This is a genomic window from Rhodonellum psychrophilum GCM71 = DSM 17998 (assembly GCF_000381545.1).
In the GTDB taxonomy this organism is placed as follows: domain Bacteria; phylum Bacteroidota; class Bacteroidia; order Cytophagales; family Cyclobacteriaceae; genus Rhodonellum; species Rhodonellum psychrophilum.
Genome location: NZ_KB906673.1, coordinates 48,841 through 70,393, shown reverse-complemented (window position 1 = coordinate 70,393; position 21,553 = coordinate 48,841). Strand labels below are relative to the sequence as shown.

General features: G+C 42.6%; 18 protein-coding genes. 7 read left to right on the top strand and 11 right to left on the bottom strand.

Annotated elements, in window-relative coordinates; genetic code table 11:
• Positions 1 to 232: 232 nt before the first annotated feature.
• The 4 genes from F824_RS0100365 (at position 233) to mtgA (ending at position 5,575) form a co-directional block, all read left to right on the top strand.
• Positions 233 to 2,026, top strand: coding sequence for a DUF3857 domain-containing transglutaminase family protein (locus F824_RS0100365; RefSeq protein WP_161629729.1), 1,794 nt, complete (start codon positions 233 to 235; stop codon positions 2,024 to 2,026).
• 8 nt (positions 2,027 to 2,034) lie between these two features.
• Positions 2,035 to 3,972 carry a DUF3857 domain-containing protein gene (locus F824_RS0100360; RefSeq protein ID WP_161629728.1) on the top strand — a complete coding sequence of 646 codons (1,938 nt, stop codon included), beginning with the start codon at positions 2,035 to 2,037 and terminating at the stop codon, positions 3,970 to 3,972.
• Between the two features lie 75 nt (positions 3,973 to 4,047).
• Positions 4,048 to 4,866, top strand: a complete 819-nt coding sequence (locus F824_RS0100355; RefSeq protein WP_019595846.1) for a class I SAM-dependent methyltransferase — start codon at positions 4,048 to 4,050, stop codon at positions 4,864 to 4,866.
• A gap of 13 nt (positions 4,867 to 4,879) precedes the next feature.
• Complete coding sequence (mtgA, locus tag F824_RS0100350) at positions 4,880 to 5,575, top strand: monofunctional biosynthetic peptidoglycan transglycosylase (RefSeq protein WP_026333399.1); 696 nt, start codon at positions 4,880 to 4,882, stop codon at positions 5,573 to 5,575.
• Here the strand turns inward: mtgA and F824_RS0100345 are convergent, their stop codons facing one another.
• From F824_RS0100345 to mazG, 5 genes are all read right to left on the bottom strand, one after another.
• Positions 5,576 to 7,093, bottom strand: a complete 1,518-nt coding sequence (locus tag F824_RS0100345) for a GH3 auxin-responsive promoter family protein (protein ID WP_019595844.1) — start codon at positions 7,091 to 7,093, stop codon at positions 5,576 to 5,578. It abuts the gene before it with no gap.
• On the bottom strand, positions 7,093 to 7,830 hold the full coding sequence (lptB, locus tag F824_RS0100340) for an LPS export ABC transporter ATP-binding protein (RefSeq protein WP_019595843.1): 738 nt from the start codon (positions 7,828 to 7,830) through the stop codon (positions 7,093 to 7,095). The genes F824_RS0100345 and lptB overlap by 1 nt, the downstream gene beginning before the upstream one ends.
• A 1-nt stretch (position 7,831) precedes the next feature.
• Positions 7,832 to 9,556, bottom strand: coding sequence for a single-stranded-DNA-specific exonuclease RecJ (gene recJ, locus F824_RS0100335; RefSeq protein ID WP_019595842.1), 1,725 nt, complete (start codon positions 9,554 to 9,556; stop codon positions 7,832 to 7,834).
• A gap of 144 nt (positions 9,557 to 9,700) precedes the next feature.
• Positions 9,701 to 10,297, bottom strand: coding sequence for a YceI family protein (locus tag F824_RS0100330; RefSeq protein ID WP_026333398.1), 597 nt, complete (start codon positions 10,295 to 10,297; stop codon positions 9,701 to 9,703).
• A 245-nt stretch (positions 10,298 to 10,542) separates the two neighbouring features.
• Positions 10,543 to 11,343: a nucleoside triphosphate pyrophosphohydrolase gene (gene mazG / locus F824_RS0100325; protein WP_019595840.1), complete on the bottom strand. Its 801-nt coding sequence runs from the start codon at positions 11,341 to 11,343 to the stop codon at positions 10,543 to 10,545.
• A gap of 71 nt (positions 11,344 to 11,414) precedes the next feature.
• Here mazG and F824_RS0100320 point away from each other — a divergent pair, with 71 nt between their 5' ends.
• From F824_RS0100320 to F824_RS0100310, 3 genes are all read left to right on the top strand, one after another.
• Complete coding sequence (locus F824_RS0100320; protein ID WP_019595839.1) at positions 11,415 to 11,645, top strand: hypothetical protein; 231 nt, start codon at positions 11,415 to 11,417, stop codon at positions 11,643 to 11,645.
• 62 nt (positions 11,646 to 11,707) lie between these two features.
• The gene (gene glmM / locus F824_RS0100315; RefSeq protein WP_019595838.1) at positions 11,708 to 13,099 is read left to right on the top strand and encodes a phosphoglucosamine mutase; all 1,392 of its coding nucleotides are present in this window, start codon (positions 11,708 to 11,710) and stop codon (positions 13,097 to 13,099) included.
• A gap of 143 nt (positions 13,100 to 13,242) precedes the next feature.
• Positions 13,243 to 14,385: a cysteine desulfurase family protein gene (locus F824_RS0100310; RefSeq protein WP_026333397.1), complete on the top strand. Its 1,143-nt coding sequence runs from the start codon at positions 13,243 to 13,245 to the stop codon at positions 14,383 to 14,385.
• A gap of 146 nt (positions 14,386 to 14,531) precedes the next feature.
• Here F824_RS0100310 and F824_RS0100305 read toward each other — a convergent pair whose 3' ends face one another.
• The 6 genes from F824_RS0100305 to F824_RS0100275 all read right to left on the bottom strand — a co-directional run bounded on the left by F824_RS0100305 (position 14,532) and on the right by F824_RS0100275 (position 21,487).
• On the bottom strand, positions 14,532 to 16,322 hold the full coding sequence (locus tag F824_RS0100305; RefSeq protein WP_019595836.1) for an ABC transporter ATP-binding protein: 1,791 nt from the start codon (positions 16,320 to 16,322) through the stop codon (positions 14,532 to 14,534).
• Positions 16,323 to 16,486: 164 nt separating this feature from the next.
• The gene (locus F824_RS0100300) at positions 16,487 to 16,831 is read right to left on the bottom strand and encodes a DUF6787 family protein (RefSeq protein WP_019595835.1); all 345 of its coding nucleotides are present in this window, start codon (positions 16,829 to 16,831) and stop codon (positions 16,487 to 16,489) included.
• Positions 16,832 to 16,843: 12 nt separating this feature from the next.
• A complete protein-coding gene (locus F824_RS0100295; RefSeq protein ID WP_026333396.1) occupies positions 16,844 to 18,580 on the bottom strand; it encodes a M14 family zinc carboxypeptidase in 1,737 nt (578 codons plus the stop codon).
• Between the two features lie 160 nt (positions 18,581 to 18,740).
• On the bottom strand, positions 18,741 to 20,060 hold the full coding sequence (locus tag F824_RS0100285) for an aspartate kinase (RefSeq protein ID WP_022582153.1): 1,320 nt from the start codon (positions 20,058 to 20,060) through the stop codon (positions 18,741 to 18,743).
• Positions 20,061 to 20,212: 152 nt separating this feature from the next.
• The gene (gene ribH, locus F824_RS0100280; RefSeq protein WP_019595831.1) at positions 20,213 to 20,689 is read right to left on the bottom strand and encodes a 6,7-dimethyl-8-ribityllumazine synthase; all 477 of its coding nucleotides are present in this window, start codon (positions 20,687 to 20,689) and stop codon (positions 20,213 to 20,215) included.
• Between the two features lie 84 nt (positions 20,690 to 20,773).
• The gene (locus tag F824_RS0100275; protein WP_019595830.1) at positions 20,774 to 21,487 is read right to left on the bottom strand and encodes a tetratricopeptide repeat protein; all 714 of its coding nucleotides are present in this window, start codon (positions 21,485 to 21,487) and stop codon (positions 20,774 to 20,776) included.
• Positions 21,488 to 21,553: the final 66 nt, after the last annotated feature.

Here is a 21,553-nt window from a genome sequence, read left to right as displayed (position 1 = left end):
AAAGGTATCAAATAATTCTATTGGATTAAAGCCATTTGCCCAAGAAGGAAGCAACAGCAGAAAATTCTGTGTGAAAATGAAAATACTGGTGTCCTACTTAAGCACAATTAATTTATTGAAAAAATCTTTTTTAATACAACTATGTATGTAAATTTAGTACTGCATAATAAGATCTATGGCAAGGTTTTCGATTTTTTTAATTGTACTGGAATTGCTTTTTTTCACACCAATAATGGCCTTCCAATCGGAGACAATTCCTGTTTATTCCAAATTGGAACAAAAGCAGACCATTCAATTGAACCCGGATTTTTCAGTCACCACCAAACAGTTTCAGTCCATCCACATCTTGGAGCCAAAAGGACTTCAACATGCCAACATCAATATCTATTATGATAAATTCAATAAAATTGAAAATTTTGAAGCCCTACTGATTGATCCGGTTTCTGGAAAAACAATCAGGAAAATAAAGCTGAAGGACCTCAGCGACGCTTCACGGGTCAGTGGAAATACGCTTTACCAAGACAGTCGTGTCAAATTTTTCGTGATGAGAGCCCAAAAAACACCCGTGATCTTGGAGGTTTCCCTGGAAGTGACAAACCAGGGAAATTTTTATTTTCCAGATTGGAGGCCGGTTCCGCATTACAATCAAAAAGTCACCGAAACAAGTCTGGAAGTGATTTATCCGGAAGATTTGGGTATCCGGTATAAGACACATCACTTGAATTCAATCCCTGTGTTCTCCGGTGAAGGATCTACCAAATCGATCAAATGGGAAGAGAAAAATCTATCTCCACAGAAAGAAGGAACTGAAGTGGATGATCCTTATCTCGAACTCGCACCCATCAAGTTTTCCATGGAAGGGTATGGTGCATCCATGGATTCGTGGGCAGGATTGGGCAGTTGGATGGGATTGTTAAACAAAAACAAAGATGTTCTTTCTCCTCATTTTAAATCGGAGGTTCATGCTTTGATTCAGGGAGTGGAGGATGATCCATACGAAAAAATCAGCGTGCTCTACCAGTACCTCCAAAAAAACTACCGATATGTCAGCATTCAGTTGGGAATAGGGGGATGGATGTCTGAGAGTGCAGATGAAGTGGTCAAGTCAAAATATGGGGATTGTAAAGCCTTGACCATGCTGATGAAAGCAATGCTCAAGGAAGTGGGAATTCCTTCTCAATATACCTTGGTCAAGGCTGGAAAAGCCGTTGAAAAAATTGACCTTGATTTTCCATCCAATCAATTCAATCATGTGATTCTCAGGGTGCCCCAGGAAGATGCTTCCAAGCCTTTATGGTTAGAATGCACATCAAATACGTTGCCAGCGGGTTATTTGGGGGATTTCACAAGGAATAGGGATGTATTGGTGGTGACGGATGCGGGTGGTTTTATGGACAAAACACCCGCATACGATGATGATAACTTCAACACGATTGTGTCCAGTTATGCCTTGGACTTGAAGGAGAATGGAGATGCCACGCTTAGTGGGTTGAGCAAATTCTATGGGGCTCCTGCTGTCGATTTTATTGACGTTCACTATTATTATGGCGACAGGGAAAAAAAGATTTTTTTGAACGCCAGGTTGGGAGGCAATGGTCTCTTGGTAAATGATTACCAAATGGATATTGGCCAACTGAATGATGTTGCCATCGCTGAGGTCGAGTTCAATGGCATTGTCCAGCGATTTTCCCAAAACACCTCCAAAAGATCGATTATCCCTGTCACTTGGAAAAAAATAGATGAGGAGATGATGGTCAATAATCATTTGATGTTGAAAGAATCCTTTCTGATCCGGACTCCAAATGGTCTGAAACTGGATGAAACAACATCGTCCATAGAGATTGAGGAGGAATATTTCAAATTCAAAGTGCTTGTAAGCGAAGAGAATGGACAGGTTTTCGTCCAAAAGGAGCTTGAAATCCATTTCCCTGAAGAGATGTCGAAGGAATCCAAAAAGGAGGCGATTGATAAAATCAATGTCCAAACCAATAAAAGTTTAATTTTTAAAAAATCAGTATCAATATGAGAGGTGTCATGATCAAATTTTTGCTTCTGCTGTTTTTTTCAATGGGCGTTAGGATTGTTGAAGGACAGGAAATGCGGTTTGGGAAATATTCACAGGCCGAAATCAAGCTGACCGAAGTGGATTTTGAGCCAGAGGCAAATGCTGTCGTATTGGAGGAATTTTCCAGAAACCAATTTATGGGAGGGATCCAGCATACGAATGTTCACCGGAGAATCAAGGTCCTGAAAGAAAGCGGGAAATCAAACGGAGATGTAAAAATCGCCTATTATTTTGGAGATGACGGTGTGGAGATGATCCAAAAATTCAGTGCCCAAATCATGAATATCATAGATGGCAAAGAAGAGGTAATCATGCTTTCCAAAAAAGATTATTTTGAAGTGGATCGGGAAAACGGATGGAAGGAGATTCGGTTTACTTTTCCAAATGTAAGAGAAGGGTCCATTATGGAATACGAATACCTTAAAATAGACAAAAACATTACCTTTTTGGATAGTTACCTTTTTCAAAATGAAGTGCCCACGCTCAAATCTGTCTATTTCCTGGAGATTCCCCCCTATCTGACTTATCGAATGCTTCTACAAGGGGATGCAACAATTAAGGCTGAATACCAAACCAGCAAAGCGGGTGTCTACAAATGGACCCTGACCAATCTGAGATCCATTTTTGGAGAACCTTATATGAATCATTATGTGGATTATTTGGAGAAAGTGGAATTTCAATTGGCTGGGTATGCTGTAAGAAACAAAATTGATGGTTATGGAACCAACCCGGGCGGATACAAAGAAATCCTTGGCTCATGGCAGGAGCTGTCCAATACGATAAGGGAGTTTCCAGACTTCAATTCATATATGAATCCAAACAATACCATTGAAAACCGGCTTAAAAGTTTCCGGACATCATCGGAATCTGAAAGCGATCGTGCCAAAGAAATTTACAAGTATGTGACAGAAAAATTCAAGTTCAATGGAAAATCAGGTGATATTCCTTCCCAAAATCTAAAAAGCCTGCTTGATATCGGCAGAGGTTCGCGGGCAGAAATCAACCTGAGTCTGTTGGCACATTTGAAAACCAACAATATCGAATCATTTCCAATGTTGATCAGCAGTAAGGGAAACGGTCGGTCCACATTGGTGGAGGCTCCATTTGCCGGTCAATTCAACCAGTTGATCCTGATGGTAAAAGCTGATGGGAAAGAATTCTTTGTTGATGCCACCGATCCCAATATCCCTTTTGGCTACCTTCCTTTGGAAAACCATTCGAGTAGTGGTTTTATCCTTTTGGAAAAAGAAAGTGGATTGCGTCCAATCCAACTGACACACCGTTCTGGCATCAAACAAATGACCAACATCAAAGCAAATGAGCATGGCGAGTTGATTTCGGAGTCCACAATAAGATTTTTGGATTATGAGGCGTTGGCAATGTCAAAAAAAAATGAATCAAGGGGAGAGGACGAATTCAAGAAAGAATTTTTCAACAAAACAGGAGGAGAATATTTGGACTTTGTTATCGAGGATACGGATGAGCCTCGAAAACAATTGGATGCCAAAGTCAAATCCTTGTTGACAACGACAGCATCCGAAACAATTTTTCTGATACCCTTTCAGTATCAAAGATGGACGGATAATCCTTTTCAATCCGAATATCGATCATTTCCTGTCGATTTCAATTATGTGTTTAGCGATAATTATACCACCATAATTGATATTCCAGAAGGATTCGAGTTGGATGATTTCCCGGAAGATGCGGCCATCAATACTCCTGGAGACGCTGTATTCTTTTCTTATAAGATCACCAAATTCGACGGGAAAGTCCAAATTAATGCCACCCTGGACTTGAGGAGAAAAGTCATTGAAGCATCCCATTATCCTGAGCTGAAATATTTTATGGAAATCGTCATCAGTAAATTAAAAGAACCCCTTGTCCTGAAGAAAATCTCCCAGCCATGATCCCAATCGGAAAGCCAATCCTCATTTCTTAATCTGATAAAATTCGACGTACTTTGTCATTCAATTGTAAGCAAAATGACAGCGGAATTTCCCCCTAAATACATCCACGGTTACCAAGAAGAAGAACAGCAAAGACTACGGCATCAGGCTTTGGTGATTGAAAAGCGAATCTATGATTTTATAGACTTCTCCAATTGTCGGAAGCTTTTGGAAATTGGTTCTGGAGTAGGTGCACAGACAGAAATTCTTTTGAAAAGATTTCCAAATTTGCAGATTACCTGCGTTGAGTATGAACCTAAACAAATCATAAAGGCGCGTGAAAACATGACTCAATTGGGATTTGGGGACGTTCAGGTCATTTTTATCCAGCAAGATGCAAAAAACCTTCAGCTGGAAGACACTTTTGACGGGGCGTTTATTTGTTGGGTATTGGAACATGTGTCAGATCCGATCCAAATATTGGTCAGCATGAAACCATTTTTAAAAGCTGGAGCCAAATTGGTCATTACGGAAGTTTTTAACACCACTTTTTATACCTACCCCGAAAAAAAGGAAATCATGGAGTATTGGAAAATTTACAATGACTACCAATCCAATATTGGAGGAGATCCGCAAGTGGGTGCCCGATTGGGTGATTTGCTTTCCCAATCCGGCTATCAGGGGATAGAGTTGAGGTCCGGTGGATTCCACTTGGACAGCAGGGAATTTGAAGAAAAACGCATCGTGTTTGACTATTGGAAAAATCTGATGGAAAGCGCTTCCCCTGCATTGCTCGAAGAAGGACTGATCGACCATCAGCAATTAAAATCCATGCAAGAGGCGATGGATTCACTCAAAGAAATGAAGGAATCGGTTTTTTATTATAGATTTATCCAGGCAACAGCCTTTGCTTAATTGTAACGATCCGATGACGATATTCAGAAAATCAATACGCATACTGGGGAAGATTATTCTTTGGTTTTTTATTATTACCATCGGTTTGACAATAATATACCGGTTTTTGCCAGTACCTGTGACACCGCTGATGGCGATCAGGTGGGTGGAGCAGGTTTTTGACAAGGAAAAAGAGGTGCGATTTAAAAAAGATTGGGTTTCCATCGACAAGATTTCCAGGCATATGCCACAAGCAGTAGTGGCTGCAGAAGATCAAAAATTCCTGGATCATTTTGGCTTTGATAGGGAAGCAATGGAAAAGGCCTGGGAAGGGAATAAAAAGGGGAAGCGTATCAAGGGCGCAAGCACCATCACACAACAGACGGCCAAAAATGTATTCCTTTGGCCGGGAAGAAATTTAATCAGAAAAGGGCTTGAGGCCTATTTTACAATATTGATAGAGGTACTTTGGTCTAAGGAACGGATCATGGAAGTTTACCTGAACGTAATCGAAATGGGAGAAGGGATCTACGGAATCGAAGCTGCTGCGCAAACCTATTACAAGAAACCCGCAGCCAAGTTAAGCCGACAGGAAGCAGCGATGATTGCAGCTGTTTTGCCCAATCCAAGGCGCTGGAGTCCTGCTCGACCCACCCCCTATATTTACGGCAGACAATCCTGGATTCTGAGGCAGATGAACAATATTAATCCAGTAGGTTTCGGGATTTGATCAAAGGAGTTTCAGGACCTCATCGATATATTCGCGGGTATTGGAAAGTCTAGGCACTTTATTCTGTCCACCGAGTTTTCCGCGGGACTTCATCCATTTTTCAAAAACCCCTTCTGAGACGAAATGGATTTTGGGTGCATTGAGCGCAATATCCCGATAGCGTTTGGCGTCATAATCGGAATTGATTTCCCTTAAGGTTTGGTCCAGCAAAAAAGCAAAACGGTCATTGTCTGAGGGCATGGATCTGAATTCTACCACCCATTCATGTGCGCCCTTGCTTTTGGAACCATCAAAATAAACCGGAGCGGCGGTGAAATTCGTAATGGTGGCACCGGTAGCCTCCGCAGCAGTCTGAATCGCTTTTTCCGCATTTTCCACGATGACCTCCTCGCCGAAGGCATTGATAAAATGCTTTGTTCTTCCTGTAATTTTGATTCTGTAGGGCTTGATACTCGTGAATTTGACGGTATCCCCGATTTTGTAGCGCCAAAGCCCACCATTGGTGGTGATCACCAAGGCATAATTTTTCCCCAATTCAACGGCTTCTAGGGGGATGACTATCGGGTTTTCATTGTCCCACTCTTCCATTGGGATAAATTCAAAGAATATTCCATAATCCAACATCAACAGTAAATCTTCCGAATCGGGCTGATCCTGTATCGCAAAAAATCCCTCAGACGCATTGTAGGTTTCCATATAACGCATCTTATCTGACGGAATCAATTCCCGGAACAATTTCTTGTAGGGTCCAAAAGCAACCGCGCCATGAAAAAACACCTCGAGGTTTGGCCAAACTTCCAAGATGTTTTTTGCACCCTTGATGTCCATTATTCGCTGAAGCAACACGATTGTCCATGTGGGGACGCCAGAAATACTGACCACATTCTCCTCCATGATTTCCCGGGCCATTTTCTCTATCTTCTCTTCCCATTCGCTCATGAGTGCGGTGTCAAGACTCGGTGTCCTGGCAAATTGAACCCAAAGCGGTAGATTTTCCATGATGATGGCAGAGATGTCTCCCACTTTGGCATTCCCGTTTTTGTCAAATGGATTGTCCCCGAGACTTCCTCCAATGCTCAAACTTTTCCCTGAGAATAATTTGCTGTCAGGATAATTGTTCACATACAGGGAAAGCATGTCCTTTCCGCCTTTGAAGTGGCAGTCTTCCAAGGATTCTTGGGATACAGGAATGTATTTGCTTCTGTTGGCGGTGGTGCCGGAAGATTTTGAAAACCAAATGATCTCTTCGGGCCAGATTACATTTTCAGCCCCCTTCATGGTTTTTTCGATATAAGGGGTCATCTCCTCATAATCGTACAGCGGGACTTGCTTTGCAAAATCAGCATAGCTACGGATTTTAGAAAAACCGTTTTTGATCCCAAACTCTGTTTTTTTTGCCCTATCGATAAGTTCATTGAGTATTTCCCTTTGAACTTCAATCGGATTTTCCTTAAAATTCTCGATTTGACCCATCCGGTTTTTAAAAATCCAGGTCATAAAAGTGTTGACAACTTCCATCAGTTGAAGGTTTTTCGTTTGAGTTCAAAATTTTGACCCAGATAAACGCGCCTAACCTGTTCGTCTGCCGCGAGTTCTTCTGCTGTTCCAGCCTTCAGGAGTCGACCCTCAAACATGAGGTATGCACGATCTGTGATGGAGAGCGTTTCGTTGACATTGTGGTCGGTGATTAGGATTCCTATGTTTTTTGTTTTGAGTTTTGCCACGATGGTTTGGATTTCTTCCACGGCAATGGGGTCAACACCCGCAAACGGCTCATCTAAAAGGACGAACTTTGGATCCACGGCCAATGCCCGTGCGATCTCCGTCCGCCGTCTTTCTCCACCGGAGAGTACCATTCCAAGATTCTTGCGCACATGGGTGAGGCTGAATTCTTCAAGGAGGCTTTCCACTTTCTCTTTTCTTTCGACTTTATTCATTTTGGTCATTTCCAAAACGGCCATAATATTCTCTTCCACGGAAAGTTTCCTGAAAACGGAGGCTTCCTGTGCTAGGTAGCCGATGCCCAACTGTGCCCGCTTGTACATGGGGAGGGAAGTGATGTTTCTGTCTTCCAAAAAAATCTGCCCTTCATTGGGCTGGATGAGGCCTACGATCATGTAGAAAGTGGTCGTTTTGCCCGCACCGTTTGGACCCAAAAGCCCAACGATCTCACCCTGTCCCACTTCTACGGAGATGTTGTTGACTACCTTTTTTCCTTTATAAATTTTGATCAGGTTTTCGGCCCTTAATTTCATATCAATCGAATTTAATGTCTTTTACGTACAATTGAAGGCTGCTGGTGTTTCTAAAGGTGTTTTCTCGGATATCAAAGGCGATATTAAAACGCATTTTTCCATTCAGCATCTTGAAGTAGGTATCATCCTCATATTTCAATTTGTCTGCCAGACCAAAAGCAATGCAGGTTGGCCGGGTTTGCTGCCCATCCTGTACAATATTGAACCTGAGGTGTTTGTCTTTCAAGACCTTCACATTTTCGGCATACACGTCATTTGCACAAAAAATGGGTTCTGGGTTGCCCGGACCAAAGGGAGCCATTTGCTTGAGGATGTTGTAAAATTTATAATTGATCTGGTCCAGGAGGATTTCGTCATCGATTTCCATTACGGGCATCATGTGGATCGTTTCGATTCGTGAACAGACCACCTGCTCGAATTTTTCCTGAAAGGCGACGACATTGTCTACCGAAAGTGTTAAGCCCGCAGCATACTTGTGTCCACCGAATTGCTCCAAAAGATCACTGCATTCGCTGATGGCTTCATAAATGTCAAAGTCATACACAGACCTTGCACTTCCTGTTGCTTTGTTGTTGGATTCCGTCAGGATGATGGTGGGTCTGTAAAATTCCTCTATGCAGCGAGAGGCAACGATACCAATGACGCCTTTGTGCCAATCTTCCTTGAATAAAACCGTGGATTTGAATTGTTTGGTTTCGTCCATTTTGCGGATCATGGACAAGGCTTCTTTGGTGATGTTTTCATCGAAATTCTTTCGCGTAGCATTCACGTCTTCCACCAATGCCGCACGTCGGAGTGCGTCCTCCAAATCCTTGGCAATCAACAATTCCACAGATGCTTTTGCATGTTCAATTCTCCCGGAGGCATTGATTCTGGGACCTATTTTGAAAACAATATCGGAAATTTCGATCTCCTTTTCTATTTTACTCGCAAGAATAAGTGCCCGAATCCCCGGTCTTGGGTTATTGTTGATTCGTTCAAGGCCATAGAAAGTCAGTATTCTGTTTTCGCCAGTGATCGGGACGATATCCGCAGCAATGCTGATCGCCAGAAGATCCAGGAATCCAATAAGCCCTGCAGGGTCCATTCCAGTAAATTCTGAATAAGCCTGGATCAACTTAAAACCCACTCCGCATCCACTGAGTTCTTGGTAGGGATAGGAACAGTCCTTCCTTTTGGGATCCAGGACCGCTATTGCTTTTGGGATTTCTTCTCCGGGTGTATGGTGGTCACAAATAATGAAATCCACCCCGAGTTCAGTGGCGAAAGCCACTTTTTCAATGGCCTTGATCCCACAATCCAAGGCTACGATAAGTTTGAAATTGTTATCGGCAGCAAATTGGATTCCTTTATCCGAGATGCCATATCCTTCTTTGTACCGATCTGGAATATAAAAGCTGACCTGGTCGTAAAACTGTTTCAGGAATCCATAAAACAAGGCGACAGAGGTAGTGCCATCGACATCATAATCTCCATAGACCATGATTTTTTCTTCATTTTCTATTGCGGATTTCAACCTGTTGACGGCTTTGTCCATGTCCTTCATCAGGAATGGGTCATGGAGCTTGTCCAAGTCCGGTCTGAAAAAATCCTTGGCCTTTTGAAAAGTGTCCACACCTCTGTTCACCAAAATATTTGCCAATGTTGGGTTTACATTGATTTCACTGCTCAGCGCCTCTACCCTTTCCTCGTTTGCCTTTTTACGGATCTTCCAATTGTACTCCATCGGGCTAAATTACTAAAGTATGCTGCTTATTTCTTAAAAAAGTTTTCAATTGTGATCCTGATCAGGCAATTTCAATTTCCCTACAAAGAAAATCCCCCAAATCCGTCGGAGGATTTGGGGGATTGAAAACCTTTAATAGAGATTTTAGGGCTGTTCTGCCACCAATTTCACGTCCAATTCCACATCATCATAAATGAGTTTATCCGCGAGATTCTCGAAATAATTTCCAGACCTATACTTGATATCATATTTGGTGCGGTCAAAAATAATTTTTGCTGTGGCAATGACCTTGTTTCCCACAGTTTCCACCTTTGCAGGGAAGGCCACCGGATGTGTGATTCCCTTGATGGTCAAGTTGCCTTTGATTTCATAATCTTTTCCGTTGCTGGTTTTCGCTTCGGTGATCTTGAAACTTGATTTACCATGATTGGCGACTGAGAAAAAATCATCGGACTTCAGATGGTCGGTCAGTCTTTTGTTGGAGTTGGCATCGGTGATGTCCTCAACCGTGAGTACCGTCATGTCAATTTCAAATGAGCCACCTGTAATCCTGCCATTGGCATAGTCCAAATTGGCATCACTCAAGGGTACTTTTCCGAAATGCTCACCGGTTACTTTCTTGGCTTTCCAGGTAACTGTACTTTCGGATTTGTTCACTTTTAAGGTTGCGGGTGTATCCATTTCCATTACCGGAGCAAATGCCACGGCGGATAAGAGCAGAAGTGTTGACAGTAAATGCATAAGGTTTCTAGGATGAAAGGTTAAATGAAATAAGAATAAATTCCTTTTCAGGGAACATTCCCTTAGACAGATTTTGGCAGGGGAAGGTTTAATTCGATTTTGAATTAAACCCCGGATTGTTCAGGTTTTTTTGATGGGTTGTAGAAAATGTTCATTGGACCCTGTTATGCATTGCCTATTATCTTGCAACTTCAACCCCAATAGGAATTGCAATGCAGATTTCGGGTTAGCCAGTGTCTTTTTGTTCAAACCTTTTTTGCCTCTTCCCAATAGACATCCATCTCGGCCAAAGACATGTCTTCAATCTTCTTTCCGGCCTCTTTCGCGGCTTTTTCCAGGTATTGAAAACGCTTGATGAATTTTAGGTTGGTCCTCTCCAATGCTTCTTCTGGGTTGATGTCGATGAATCTTGCGTAATTGATCAAGGAAAACAAAAGATCGCCAAACTCTCCCTTTGCCCTGTCCAAGTTGATTTCCTCAGGCTTGGCAGCATTGAATTCTGCTTTGAATTCCTGCATCTCTTCTTCGACTTTCTCCCAAACCTGGTTTTTTTCTTCCCAGTCAAAACCAACCCCACGGGCTTTTTCCTGAATCCGCATTGCTTTGATAATGGCCGGAAGTGATCTGGGCACACCTCCCAAAACCGAGATATTTCCTTTTTCCTTCAGCTTGATTTTCTCCCAGTTTTGTTTTACAGCCTCTTCATCCTCAGCGATGGTATCGGCATAGATGTGGGGATGTCTTCGCACAAGTTTTTCGGAAAGGCTGTCAATGACTGTTCCGATATCAAAAGCCGATTTTTCTGCTCCGATTTTTGCATAAAAGACAATGTGCAAAAGAATATCGCCCAATTCCTTCTTGATCTCCTCGAGATTGTTGTCCAATATGGCATCTGACAATTCGAAGGTTTCTTCGATGGTCAAGTGCCGAAGGCTTTCAATGGTTTGCTTTCTGTCCCAAGGACATTGGTCCCGAAGTTCATCCATAATGGTCAAAAGCTTGTCGAAAGAAGCGAGTTGTGATTTTCTTGAGGATAATTCAGACATATGCATTGAAACTATTCAGAATGTATGGGGGTTTTGAAAGTAATACGTAAATTTGGACAAATAAATTTATTATGGCAACCTTGTATTTAACAATGGGCTTTCTTGCTCTGTTTTTCGTACTTATGTCTGTAAGACTAATCTTTTTGAAGGACGGACAATTTAAAGGCACCTGTGCTTCTCAAAATCCCTTTCTCAACAAAGATGGAGACTCCTGCAGTTATTGCGGAAAAATCGTAGATGCAGACAGCAGCTGCGGCAATCCTGACAATGAGGTGGACAAAGTCATGGCAAAATTTAAATAATATCATCTTTTCTATTCCTGGGAAATCCGGAATTTTTTTAGTTTAACCTTAATTATTTTAAAGTGGCTTTAATCAAATCAATCTCTGGTATCAGAGGAACAATAGGTGGTAAACCAGGAGAAGGTCTTACCCCAGTAGATATTGTCAAATTTGCTTCGGGCTATGGTGCTTGGGTTTTAGAGCATACTCAGAATCCCAAAATCGTGATTGGCCGTGATGCCAGGATTTCCGGGGAGATGGTTTCCAAACTGGTTGCTGCCACATTGCAAGGCTTGGGAATTGATGTTATTGATTTGGGCTTGAGTACCACGCCGACCGTTGAACTGGCTGTTCCTTTGGAAAAAGCGGGCGGAGGAATCATCCTCACAGCCAGCCATAATCCTGTACAATGGAATGCGCTGAAACTGCTGAACGACAAAGGGGAGTTCATCTCCGATGCAGAAGGCAAAGACATTCTCGAAAAGGCAGAAAACGATGATTTCCAATTTGCAGAAGTAAGGAAACTGGGTTCTTATACTCAGATTGATGACTATATTGACAGACATGTGGAGCATGTTCTGAACCTTAGATTGGTCGACAAAGAAGCCATCGCGGCAAGAAAGTTCAAAGTGGTGATCGATTGCGTGAACTCTACCGGAGGAATCGCATTGCCAAAACTGCTCGCTGCTCTTGGAGTGGAGGAAGTGGAAGAAATGTACTGCACTCCTGATGGCAATTTCCCCCACAACCCTGAGCCCCTCCCCGAGAACCTAAGGGATATATCGGAGAAGCTTCGCAAAGGAAAGTATGATTTGGGAATTGTGGTCGATCCGGATGTCGATAGGCTTTGTTTTATCAATGAAGACGGTTCTTTTTTCGGTGAGGAATACACCTTGGTAGCAGTAGCAGATTATATTTTGTCCCAGGAGCCGGGAAATACGGTTTCCAATCTCAGCTCAACCCGCGCACTTCGGGATGTCACCGAAAAAAGAGGCGGCAATTATGAAGCCGCAGCAGTAGGAGAAGTCAATGTGGTCAACAAAATGAAAGAAGTCAATGCCGTTATCGGTGGAGAGGGAAACGGAGGCGTGATTTATCCTGAATCCCATTATGGAAGGGATGCTTTGGTCGGTATTGGTCTCTTTTTGACCCATTTGGCCAAATTTGGGAAAACCAGTTCCAGACTTAGAGCAACCTATCCCAATTATTACATCTCCAAGAATAAAATCGAGCTTACACCGGATATCGATGTGGACGTCGTCTTGGAACAAATAAAAAATAAATACAAAAAGCAACCCATCAATGATATCGATGGGGTAAAAATCGAATTTGATAAGGAATGGGTGCATTTGAGAAAATCCAATACTGAGCCCATTATCCGGATCTATTCAGAATCGGAGAGCAAGGTTACCGCTGAACACTTAGCACAAAAACTAATACTGGATATCAAGGAAGTGATTACCTTTTCCAAATAGGAAGAAGACGCTACGCGCGCACCCTTCATTCCAAAGGAATGAAGGGTGCGCCTTGAGTGGCAGAAATGGTTTCCTTAAGGAATACAAAGTTTGTTAAAACGTTTTCGGTTTTAGAAATGAAGCTGAGATAGATTGAGAAAATGATGAGAGTATATTTGGACAATGCTGCGACCACAGCGATGGATGACAGGGTGATTGAAGCCATGATTCCTTACATGAAAGAGCATTATGGGAATCCTTCTTCGGTACACAGCCATGGAAGGGAAGTACGTTCAGCCATAGAACGCTCCCGGAAAAAAGTGGCAGAATTGCTGAATGCATCTCCATCGGAGATTTTTTTTACTTCTGGTGGCACTGAGGCGGACAATACCGCTTTGGTCTGCGGCATAGAAACACACGGAATCCAACATGCCATTACTTCTCCTTTGGAGCATCATGCGGTATTGCACACATTGGAGGCATGTGCCAAAAAAGGGAAAATCAAATTGAGCCTTGTTGATATCAACGAAAAAGGGGAAGTCAATTTGGATCATCTCGAAGATTTGCTCAAAAACAATTCAAAAAGCATGGTCTCCCTCATGCAGGCCAACAATGAAATCGGAAATATCAATGACCTCAACTTGATCGCGAATATCTCGAGGGAATACGATGCGTTTTTTCATTCTGATACGGTACAGACCATGGGGCATTATGTCCACGATTTGAAAAATCTTCCCATTGATGCCTTGGTCGCTGGGGGACATAAATTTCATGGCCCAAAAGGTTCTGGTTTTCTTTATGTCCGAAAGGACAAAAAAATCCATCCTTTCATCTACGGTGGTGCACAAGAGCGAAATATGCGTGGGGGAACAGAGAATGTGATCGGCATTATCGGCATCTCAAAAGCACTGGAACTTGCCTACGAAGACATGGCGGGACATAGAGCACATATTGAAGGATTGAAAAAAAGAATGATCGAATTGCTACAAGCAAATATCCCCGGCGTAGTTTTCAATGGTCTTTCAGGTGATTTGGATAGAAGTCTTTACACCGTACTCAACGTAAGTCTTCCGCCTTCTGAAGAAAATCGAGGGATGTTGCTTTTCAATTTGGATCTCAGTGGGATTTCTGCTTCTGGAGGTTCAGCTTGCAGCAGTGGTGCATCCGTTGGTTCTCACGTTTTAAGGGCCATTCACCACAACCCTGAGCGGGATTCGGTCAGGTTTTCCTTTAGCAGGTTCAATACCATCGCCGAAATCGAATATACCGTCGAAAAATTAAAGGAATTTTATGCTGTGGAGGCATAAACAATTGACAAATATTTAAAACACAAAATCCCCAATATCTCGAATATTGGGGATTTTGTGTTTTTTGGAGCATCTGAGACTTGTTTTTTTCGACTGAATCAAGGCTTGGAATCAAAGTGCTGGTTCTTTTATATAGAATTGAACCCTTATTCGGCAAATTGCAATCTCACCAAGTTGGCATAAAAGCCATCTTCTTTTTCAGCCAATTGCTCATGGTTGCCTTCTTCCACGATTTCGCCGTCTTTGAGCACGTAGATCCGGTCCACTTTTCGAATGGTCGCCAAGCGATGGGCAATGATGATCGTCGTTCGGTTTTTCATCAGTTCATCCAAAGCTTCCTGTACCAAGGACTCAGACTCAGCATCCAATGATGAAGTGGCTTCATCCAATATCAAGATAGCTGGGTCCTTTAATATTGCCCTGGCAATGGCCACACGCTGTCGTTGACCTCCGGATAACTTGATGCCGCGCTCCCCTACCAGAGTATCCAAGCCTTCGGGGAATTTGCTGATAAATTGCCAAGAATTTGCTTTTTTGGCCGCTTCGATGATTTCCTCTTCCGTTGCATCCGGTTTTGCATAGGCGATGTTTTCTCGGATACTCCCGCCAAATAGTAAAACTTCCTGGGGTACGATGCCAATATTTGACCGCAGTTGCTGAAGGTTCCAATCACTTATCGGTTTGCCATCTACCAGAATCTGTCCTTTCTGGACTTGATAGAATTTCAAAAGAAGTTGCACAATGGTGGATTTACCGGCACCACTCTGTCCTGCCAAGGCAATCTTTTCTCCCGCTGGAATTTTCAGGTTGATGTTTTTGAGGACTTCAAGTTCGGTTCGGGTAGGATAGGAAAAAGCAACATTCTCGAAACTGATATCGCCATGGATGCGGACTTTCTGGAAATCCGCAGTGGATTCCTCGGGAATTTCTTCCAGAATTTCCAATACCCGCTCAGATGAACCGATCGCTTTCTGGACTTGGCCATAGATGTCGCCCAATCCTGCGATAGATCCACCAATGAATGTGGTGTAAAGTACAAACGACACCAAGTCGCCAATGCTCATTTCTCCCCGAGCTACCAATGAAGCGCCATACCACATCACGGCTACGATCCCACCAAAAAGCGCGAAGATAATAAACGAAATGAAGGCACCCCGAAATCCGGCTGCTTTTAGAGCCACATGGACGACTTTGTCCAAACCTCTTCTGTATCTTTTGGTCTCGAAATCTTCGCCGACAAAAGATTTTACGGTCATGATCGACTGCAATGTTTCCTCAACGATCACATTGGCCGCAGCCAGTTCGTCTTGGGTTTCCTTTGAAAGCTTCCTAATAAATTTACCAAAAACCATGGCGATAACCACCAATATCGGGAAGGTAGCCAACATGAAGAATGTCAGTTTTGGAGTGGTGACCATCAAAAAAGCCACCCCAGCGATCAGCGTGATAATCTGACGGAACAGCTCCGCAAGGGTCACTGAAAAGGTGTCCTGCAACAAACTTACATCCGAAGTAATCCTGCTGATGAGTTCTCCCGTTCTCCTCTTGTCAAAAAAAGTCATCGGCAATTGGACCATTCGACTATAAAGGGAAATACGGATGTCCCGCATCGACCTTTCGCTGACCTTTGCAAACAACCAAACACGGAAGAATGAAAAAATACTCTGTATCAGAAGAATTCCCAAAAGGATGAATGCAATTGAATTGATGCCGTTGACGATCCAATCTTTTCCTGAGGCCGTGTCAATAAGTTTTCCGGCCACAAAGGGAAATGTCAATAAAGTAAGGCTTGAAAACAATAGAAAAATCAAGCCAAGAAAAAATGTTTTTTTATAGGGAAGGATGAATCTAAAAATGCCACTAAGTTTACTCAGGTTTTGCTTGCTTAACTTCCTTTTTTCGTGTTCTTCTATTGCAACACCTCTTTTTTTAGCCATGGATAATTTCTATTCTTATTAATTTCGCCTTCAAATTTACAAAATAAGGTTGGCGCTTGTCCTTATTTTTTTTTTTATTGCTCTAAATGAGCTTTGTTTTTTAGCAGTGGCTTCAACCTGTCAAATTTTAAACCCCTCTCTTTTCGATTCAACCCAGCGGATTTTTATGGTTTTTCAGAGGGCTTTTGGGCTTTTCCTTTTCCGGTAATTCGTCTCAAAAACTGCTTTTCCTTTTCCCAAAAGAAACCAAACTGCCCAAATACAAATCCATAAAACAGCAATATTATCTGATAAAGCGGCAAAACAAACAAGAGATAAAGGACTGTTTTCCAAAACCCTCCCTTTTCCAAGCTTATTCCCAAAAGATCAAATATCGGTTGTTTAATAAAGAGCACTGTCGTGCCGGTTAAGGCAAAGACGATCAAGATCACACCCACCTGCCATAGGCTTTTGAGTTGCCATTTTGTTTTTAACCGCTCTAGGAAGTTTTTTTTAATTTCAGATGACACAAATTCAGTAGTTTATTGTTTTTCAACTCTGTAAACCGGGTAGCGATTGAGTTCTTTTTCCTTCCAGGGAGAATGGTCATAGACCCACCTCAGTTGTGCGGGACCGCTGTTTGCCAATTCCTGATTTTTGGATTTTTCTTCCTCTAATTCCTTTTTCAATTCCGGCTTGCTTTTCAGAAATGCAGCGGCCAAATCCTCAAATACATACGCAGAATAGCCTTCCTTGGACTGCAAGATCGTGTCAAAGAAGTTCCACGCAAAAAAGCTATCCTCTCCCTCTGGTTCTAATACCTCCACGATATACCTATTGATTTCCTGGTCCATTGGAACCAACCAATCACCTTTTCTGAAATTTACGTGCTCAGTTGATTTTTCAATCTGGATGTTGGAATGCAGGAAATGTCCTTCATATGGTCGGGGAGCGGTTTGGAAATCCTTGATATGATACACCGTGACAAGGGCTAGGCTGTCCTGTAGAAGGGCTGTCATTTTCACTCCATTCCTTTGTAGGTTTTCTATGATGGGATGCCAGGCTTGCGGGATGATATAGGCATTGGGTCTGTTGATCAAAATTGGGTTTGCATACGTGTCAAAGAATTTTACCTCCTTCATGAAGGGCTTATCCCGGTCATAAAATAATCGAGGAAGGCCTGAAATTTCAGAGGGTTTCTCTCCGGATTCATATCCCAGATATTCGATAAGCTTGTGTTGGCTTTTGTCAATTTTGTGGTTTAAGCCAAATGTTTCTCTTGTAATTTGCGCTGAACGATCTTCTCTGGCAATCTTCACTATCCTTTTTCCATCTAAGCTTAGGATTTCCATGAATGTTTCAAATAACGAATACGTGGAGCGTACGCGTTCCGAATAGGATTTCAACATGTGTGTTTCCGGCATAAAACTCAGTGTGTTGAAAAGTGCGGCATAACCGCTGCTGTATCGGCCATTGTCTTTGAATTGGTTCCAGCCTTCTTCCGGTTTTCCGCTCCATGCGTTGACATAGGGTACCATTGGGAAATTTCTTTCCTTCATTCCCTGAAACAAGGCCGGGTTCATTTCTTTTTCAAGATAGCTTCCCAGGTTTCCACCAAGCCTGTTGTGCTGGGTAGCGATCAAGGTCATCACATGCTGGTAATCCGCGCCATTGCTTACGTGGGTATCAATAAACACATGTGGTTTTAGCCATTGAAAGAGCTGCTGAAAGGATTTTCCGTTCTTGGTATCTGCTTTGATAAAATCCCTGTTGAGGTCAAAATTACGTGCATTTCCACGAAAGCCAAATTCGGTTGGTCCATTTTGGTTTACGCGGCTATAAGCGCCGCGATTGAGATGTCCACCGATGTTGTAAATGGGAACGATTGCGATTGCCAAATCTTGGGGTACTTGGATTTTGCCCAGGAGAATATCTCTCAAAAAAAGCATGGAAGCATCGATTCCATCCGGCTCTCCGGGATGGATGCCATTGTTGATGAATAGAACCAATCTTTCTTCCTGATGCCATTTTTTTGGATCAAAAGTCATTTGCCGATCAAAAAGGACCAGATGTAAGGGCAGGCCACTATCGGTCATGCCCATTCTCATGATTTTGACCTCCTGAAAATCCGCAGCCAATTTTTCAAAATAACCGATTACTTCCTCATAAACGGGTGTTTCCGTTCCATCGGAAGTTTCGAAAAGTGTTGGGTAGGTTTCCTGTGCGTGAAGGTTGGTCAACATCAACAAAGCACAGATCAGAAAGAATGTTTTTTTCATGCTTGAATTTGGGGAAAATGTTCAGGAAAAACTATCATGTTTCAATAAGAGGGTCAAATTTAAGAACCACCTCAACATCCGATCTTTTGTCAGAGATTATTGAGTTTTCGCCAAATGAAAAAAGCGGGAATTTTCCCGCTTTTAGAAATTCACTATCTGATTACCATTCAAACAAACCTGCATTTAGGCTTCTTAAGGCACTATTTTTCAATTTGGAATCCACCAATATTGAAATATTGTGTCTGCTCCCGCCATAGGAAACCATTCTGATGGGATAATCATCCAAACAGGTCATGATATTGGTGATTACTCCCTTTGTTTCTGCTATCTGATTGCCAACAATAGAGATGATCGCCTGATCTTTGTCCACTTCCACCGTTCCATATTTTTCAAGTTCTGAAACGATTTCCTTCAGGTGGGTAATCTCATCAATGGTTACCGAAACTGCCACTTCCGAAGTCGTGATCATGTCAATCGGAGTCTTGTATTTTTCGAATACCTCAAATACTTTCCTCAAAAAACCATACGCCAAAAGCATTCTGCTGGATTTTATCTTGATGGCCGTGATCCCATCTTTACCAGCAAGCGCTTTTACCCCACTGCCCAATTCCTCTGCGGTGATGGTCGTTCCCAGAGCATCTGGTTCCATGGTATTCAGTAGTTTTACAGGGATATTAAACTGCTGAGCTGGCCAGATGGAGGCTGGGTGTAGGATTTTTGCCCCGAAATAAGCCAATTCTGCGGCCTCGTCAAAGGAGAGTTGCGCGATGGGTCGGGTTTTGTCGACGATTCTCGGATCATTGTTGTGCATCCCGTCGATGTCTGTCCAAATTTCAATTACATCCGATTGGATTGCTGCGCCTATTAGCGAAGCCGTATAATCGCTACCACCTCTTTTAAGGTTATCGACTTCATTTCGGTGGTTTTTGCAAATATATCCTTGAGTGATGAAAATCCTGTCTCCAGGATAATTTTTAAGGATCGACTTTAATTTCTCAGAGATCTTGTTAAGCTCCGGTTCTTGATTTTCATTGATACTCATGAAATCAAGGGCTGGTAAAAACACCGCCGGGATGTCAAATTCCTGAAGAAGCGTATAAAAAAGCTTCGTGGACAACAATTCACCCTGTGCCAAAATATCCCTGTTGATGGCTTCATTAAAAGAGATTTTCAAGATAATATTCAGGAATTCGAAATGTTCCTTGATGATTTTTTCAGCCTTGGATTTGGCAGCGTCAGTCCTCAACAAGTCTTGATAAAACCCTTGGTAATGCTTGTGCAGCACATCAATGCGTTCTTTTGCAAGATCCTTATTGGCATCTGCAAGAGCATCTCCAATTCCTACAAGGGCATTGGTGGTACCGGACAAGGCTGACAGCACAACGATTTTCTTTTCACTGTCTCTGGTGATCAAATCTTTCACCTGGTGCATTCTGTCGGGTCTTCCTACTGAGGTCCCCCCGAATTTCATTATTTTCATGAGGATGTTTATGGTTTGGTGGCGGTCTAATGGTTTGATTCAATAATTGGGCTGGATACGCTTAACAAGCCTATCCAAGAATGGTTTTGAATTGGCCCTTGCAGGCCAATTCAAAGAAATGAGGTGTTTTTTTGGTGATTGTCAATCCCAAATCAGAAACCCAGCATCTTGATCGCAGTGATGGCAGCTTCGTCTCCCTTGTTGCCATGTTTTCCGCCTGCTCGGTCCAGCGCTTGTTGTTGGTTGTTGGGCGTCAAAACGCCGAAGATGACGGGTTTGTTATATTTCAATCCCACGTTTGTAATGCCATTGGCAACGGCATCGCAGATAAAGTCGAAGTGGCGGGTCTCGCCCTGTATCACACAGCCAATGCAGATGACCGCATCGATTTCTTCCATTGCCGCAAGCCATTGTGCTGCCAGTGGAAGTTCGAAGGACCCCGGGACATTTTTTCTAAAGATGTTTTCTTTTTGGGCCCCATGTTTCAAAAGGGTATCCACAGCACCCGAAAAAAGGGATTCTGTGATTTCTTCGTTCCATTCAGAGACCAAGATCCCGAATTTTTTTGACTTGATGTCGATAATATTTTTGTCGGAATATTGACTTAGATTTTTGAGTGATGTTGCCATATGGAGTCGGATTGGGAAATAGAATAAACAAAAAAGAGTAAGACCGATGGCCTTACTCTCCTTAATATGCTGTACTGAAAAGCATTATTTTGAGGCAAGACCTTCTAAACGTGCTTTATGCTTTCGCGCTGCCGTGAACTCGAAAGATTCGAAATATTTATCTTCAATGATGGAATAGGTTTTCACCGCGTTGTCGAAGTCACCTGCCTCTTCGTAAGCGATGGCGAGTTTCGAAAGATACCTTGGGGTGAAGTATTTGTTCTCTTTTTCATCGGCAGCTTTTTTGTAAAAGCTTATGGCTTCTTTGGTATTGCCCAATTCAAGATTTGCATCGCCCAATAGCGCATATGCCCTGGCCTGAACGAAATAATCATCCGCAGAGAATTTTTTCATATGGTCGATGGATTCTTTGAATTTCCCTTCGGAAAGATAAATCGCACCTATATAAAAATGGGAAAGATTGGCAGCGGCAGTTCCTGAATATTGATCTACGATCTTAAGGAAGCCTGGATTCGAGCCATCGCCATTCAAGGCCAAGTCAGTGCTGTCCTGCTCAAAATAATATACAGCTTGGAACATTTCTGCCTGGGCCTTTTTGTTTTGGTTCTGCTTGTTGATTTGGTAAAACAAGACGCCAGCGATCACCAGGATTCCGGCAATCAAAATGCCACCAAAAATCTTGGAATTTTTCTTGATGAATGTTTCTCCCCTGTTCAACCTCTCGGCAATCACTTCAGGGTTTTCAAGAAGTTCATTTGCTTGCTCATCCTGAGCTTTTGTTGTATGTTTCTTAGTCATTCTCTTCAAATTTCAGCCGCAAATATAGGGCTTTTACTTCAATCACAAATTTTGCTAAAAAAAACA

Coding starts and splice junctions, on each gene's coding strand:
- F824_RS0100365 (WP_161629729.1), top strand. CDS start 233: ATGGCCTTCCAATCGGAGACAATTCCTGTTTATTCCAAATTGGAACAA.
- F824_RS0100360 (WP_161629728.1), top strand. CDS start 2,035: ATGATCAAATTTTTGCTTCTGCTGTTTTTTTCAATGGGCGTTAGGATT.
- F824_RS0100355 (WP_019595846.1), top strand. CDS start 4,048: ATGACAGCGGAATTTCCCCCTAAATACATCCACGGTTACCAAGAAGAA.
- mtgA (WP_026333399.1), top strand. CDS start 4,880: ATGACGATATTCAGAAAATCAATACGCATACTGGGGAAGATTATTCTT.
- F824_RS0100345 (WP_019595844.1), bottom strand. CDS start 7,093: ATGGAAGTTGTCAACACTTTTATGACCTGGATTTTTAAAAACCGGATG.
- lptB (WP_019595843.1), bottom strand. CDS start 7,830: ATGAAATTAAGGGCCGAAAACCTGATCAAAATTTATAAAGGAAAAAAG.
- recJ (WP_019595842.1), bottom strand. CDS start 9,556: ATGGAGTACAATTGGAAGATCCGTAAAAAGGCAAACGAGGAAAGGGTA.
- F824_RS0100330 (WP_026333398.1), bottom strand. CDS start 10,297: ATGCATTTACTGTCAACACTTCTGCTCTTATCCGCCGTGGCATTTGCT.
- mazG (WP_019595840.1), bottom strand. CDS start 11,343: ATGTCTGAATTATCCTCAAGAAAATCACAACTCGCTTCTTTCGACAAG.
- F824_RS0100320 (WP_019595839.1), top strand. CDS start 11,415: ATGGCAACCTTGTATTTAACAATGGGCTTTCTTGCTCTGTTTTTCGTA.
- F824_RS0100310 (WP_026333397.1), top strand. CDS start 13,243: ATGAGAGTATATTTGGACAATGCTGCGACCACAGCGATGGATGACAGG.
- F824_RS0100305 (WP_019595836.1), bottom strand. CDS start 16,322: ATGGCTAAAAAAAGAGGTGTTGCAATAGAAGAACACGAAAAAAGGAAG.
- F824_RS0100295 (WP_026333396.1), bottom strand. CDS start 18,580: ATGAAAAAAACATTCTTTCTGATCTGTGCTTTGTTGATGTTGACCAAC.
- F824_RS0100285 (WP_022582153.1), bottom strand. CDS start 20,060: ATGAAAATAATGAAATTCGGGGGGACCTCAGTAGGAAGACCCGACAGA.
- ribH (WP_019595831.1), bottom strand. CDS start 20,689: ATGGCAACATCACTCAAAAATCTAAGTCAATATTCCGACAAAAATATT.
- F824_RS0100275 (WP_019595830.1), bottom strand. CDS start 21,487: ATGACTAAGAAACATACAACAAAAGCTCAGGATGAGCAAGCAAATGAA.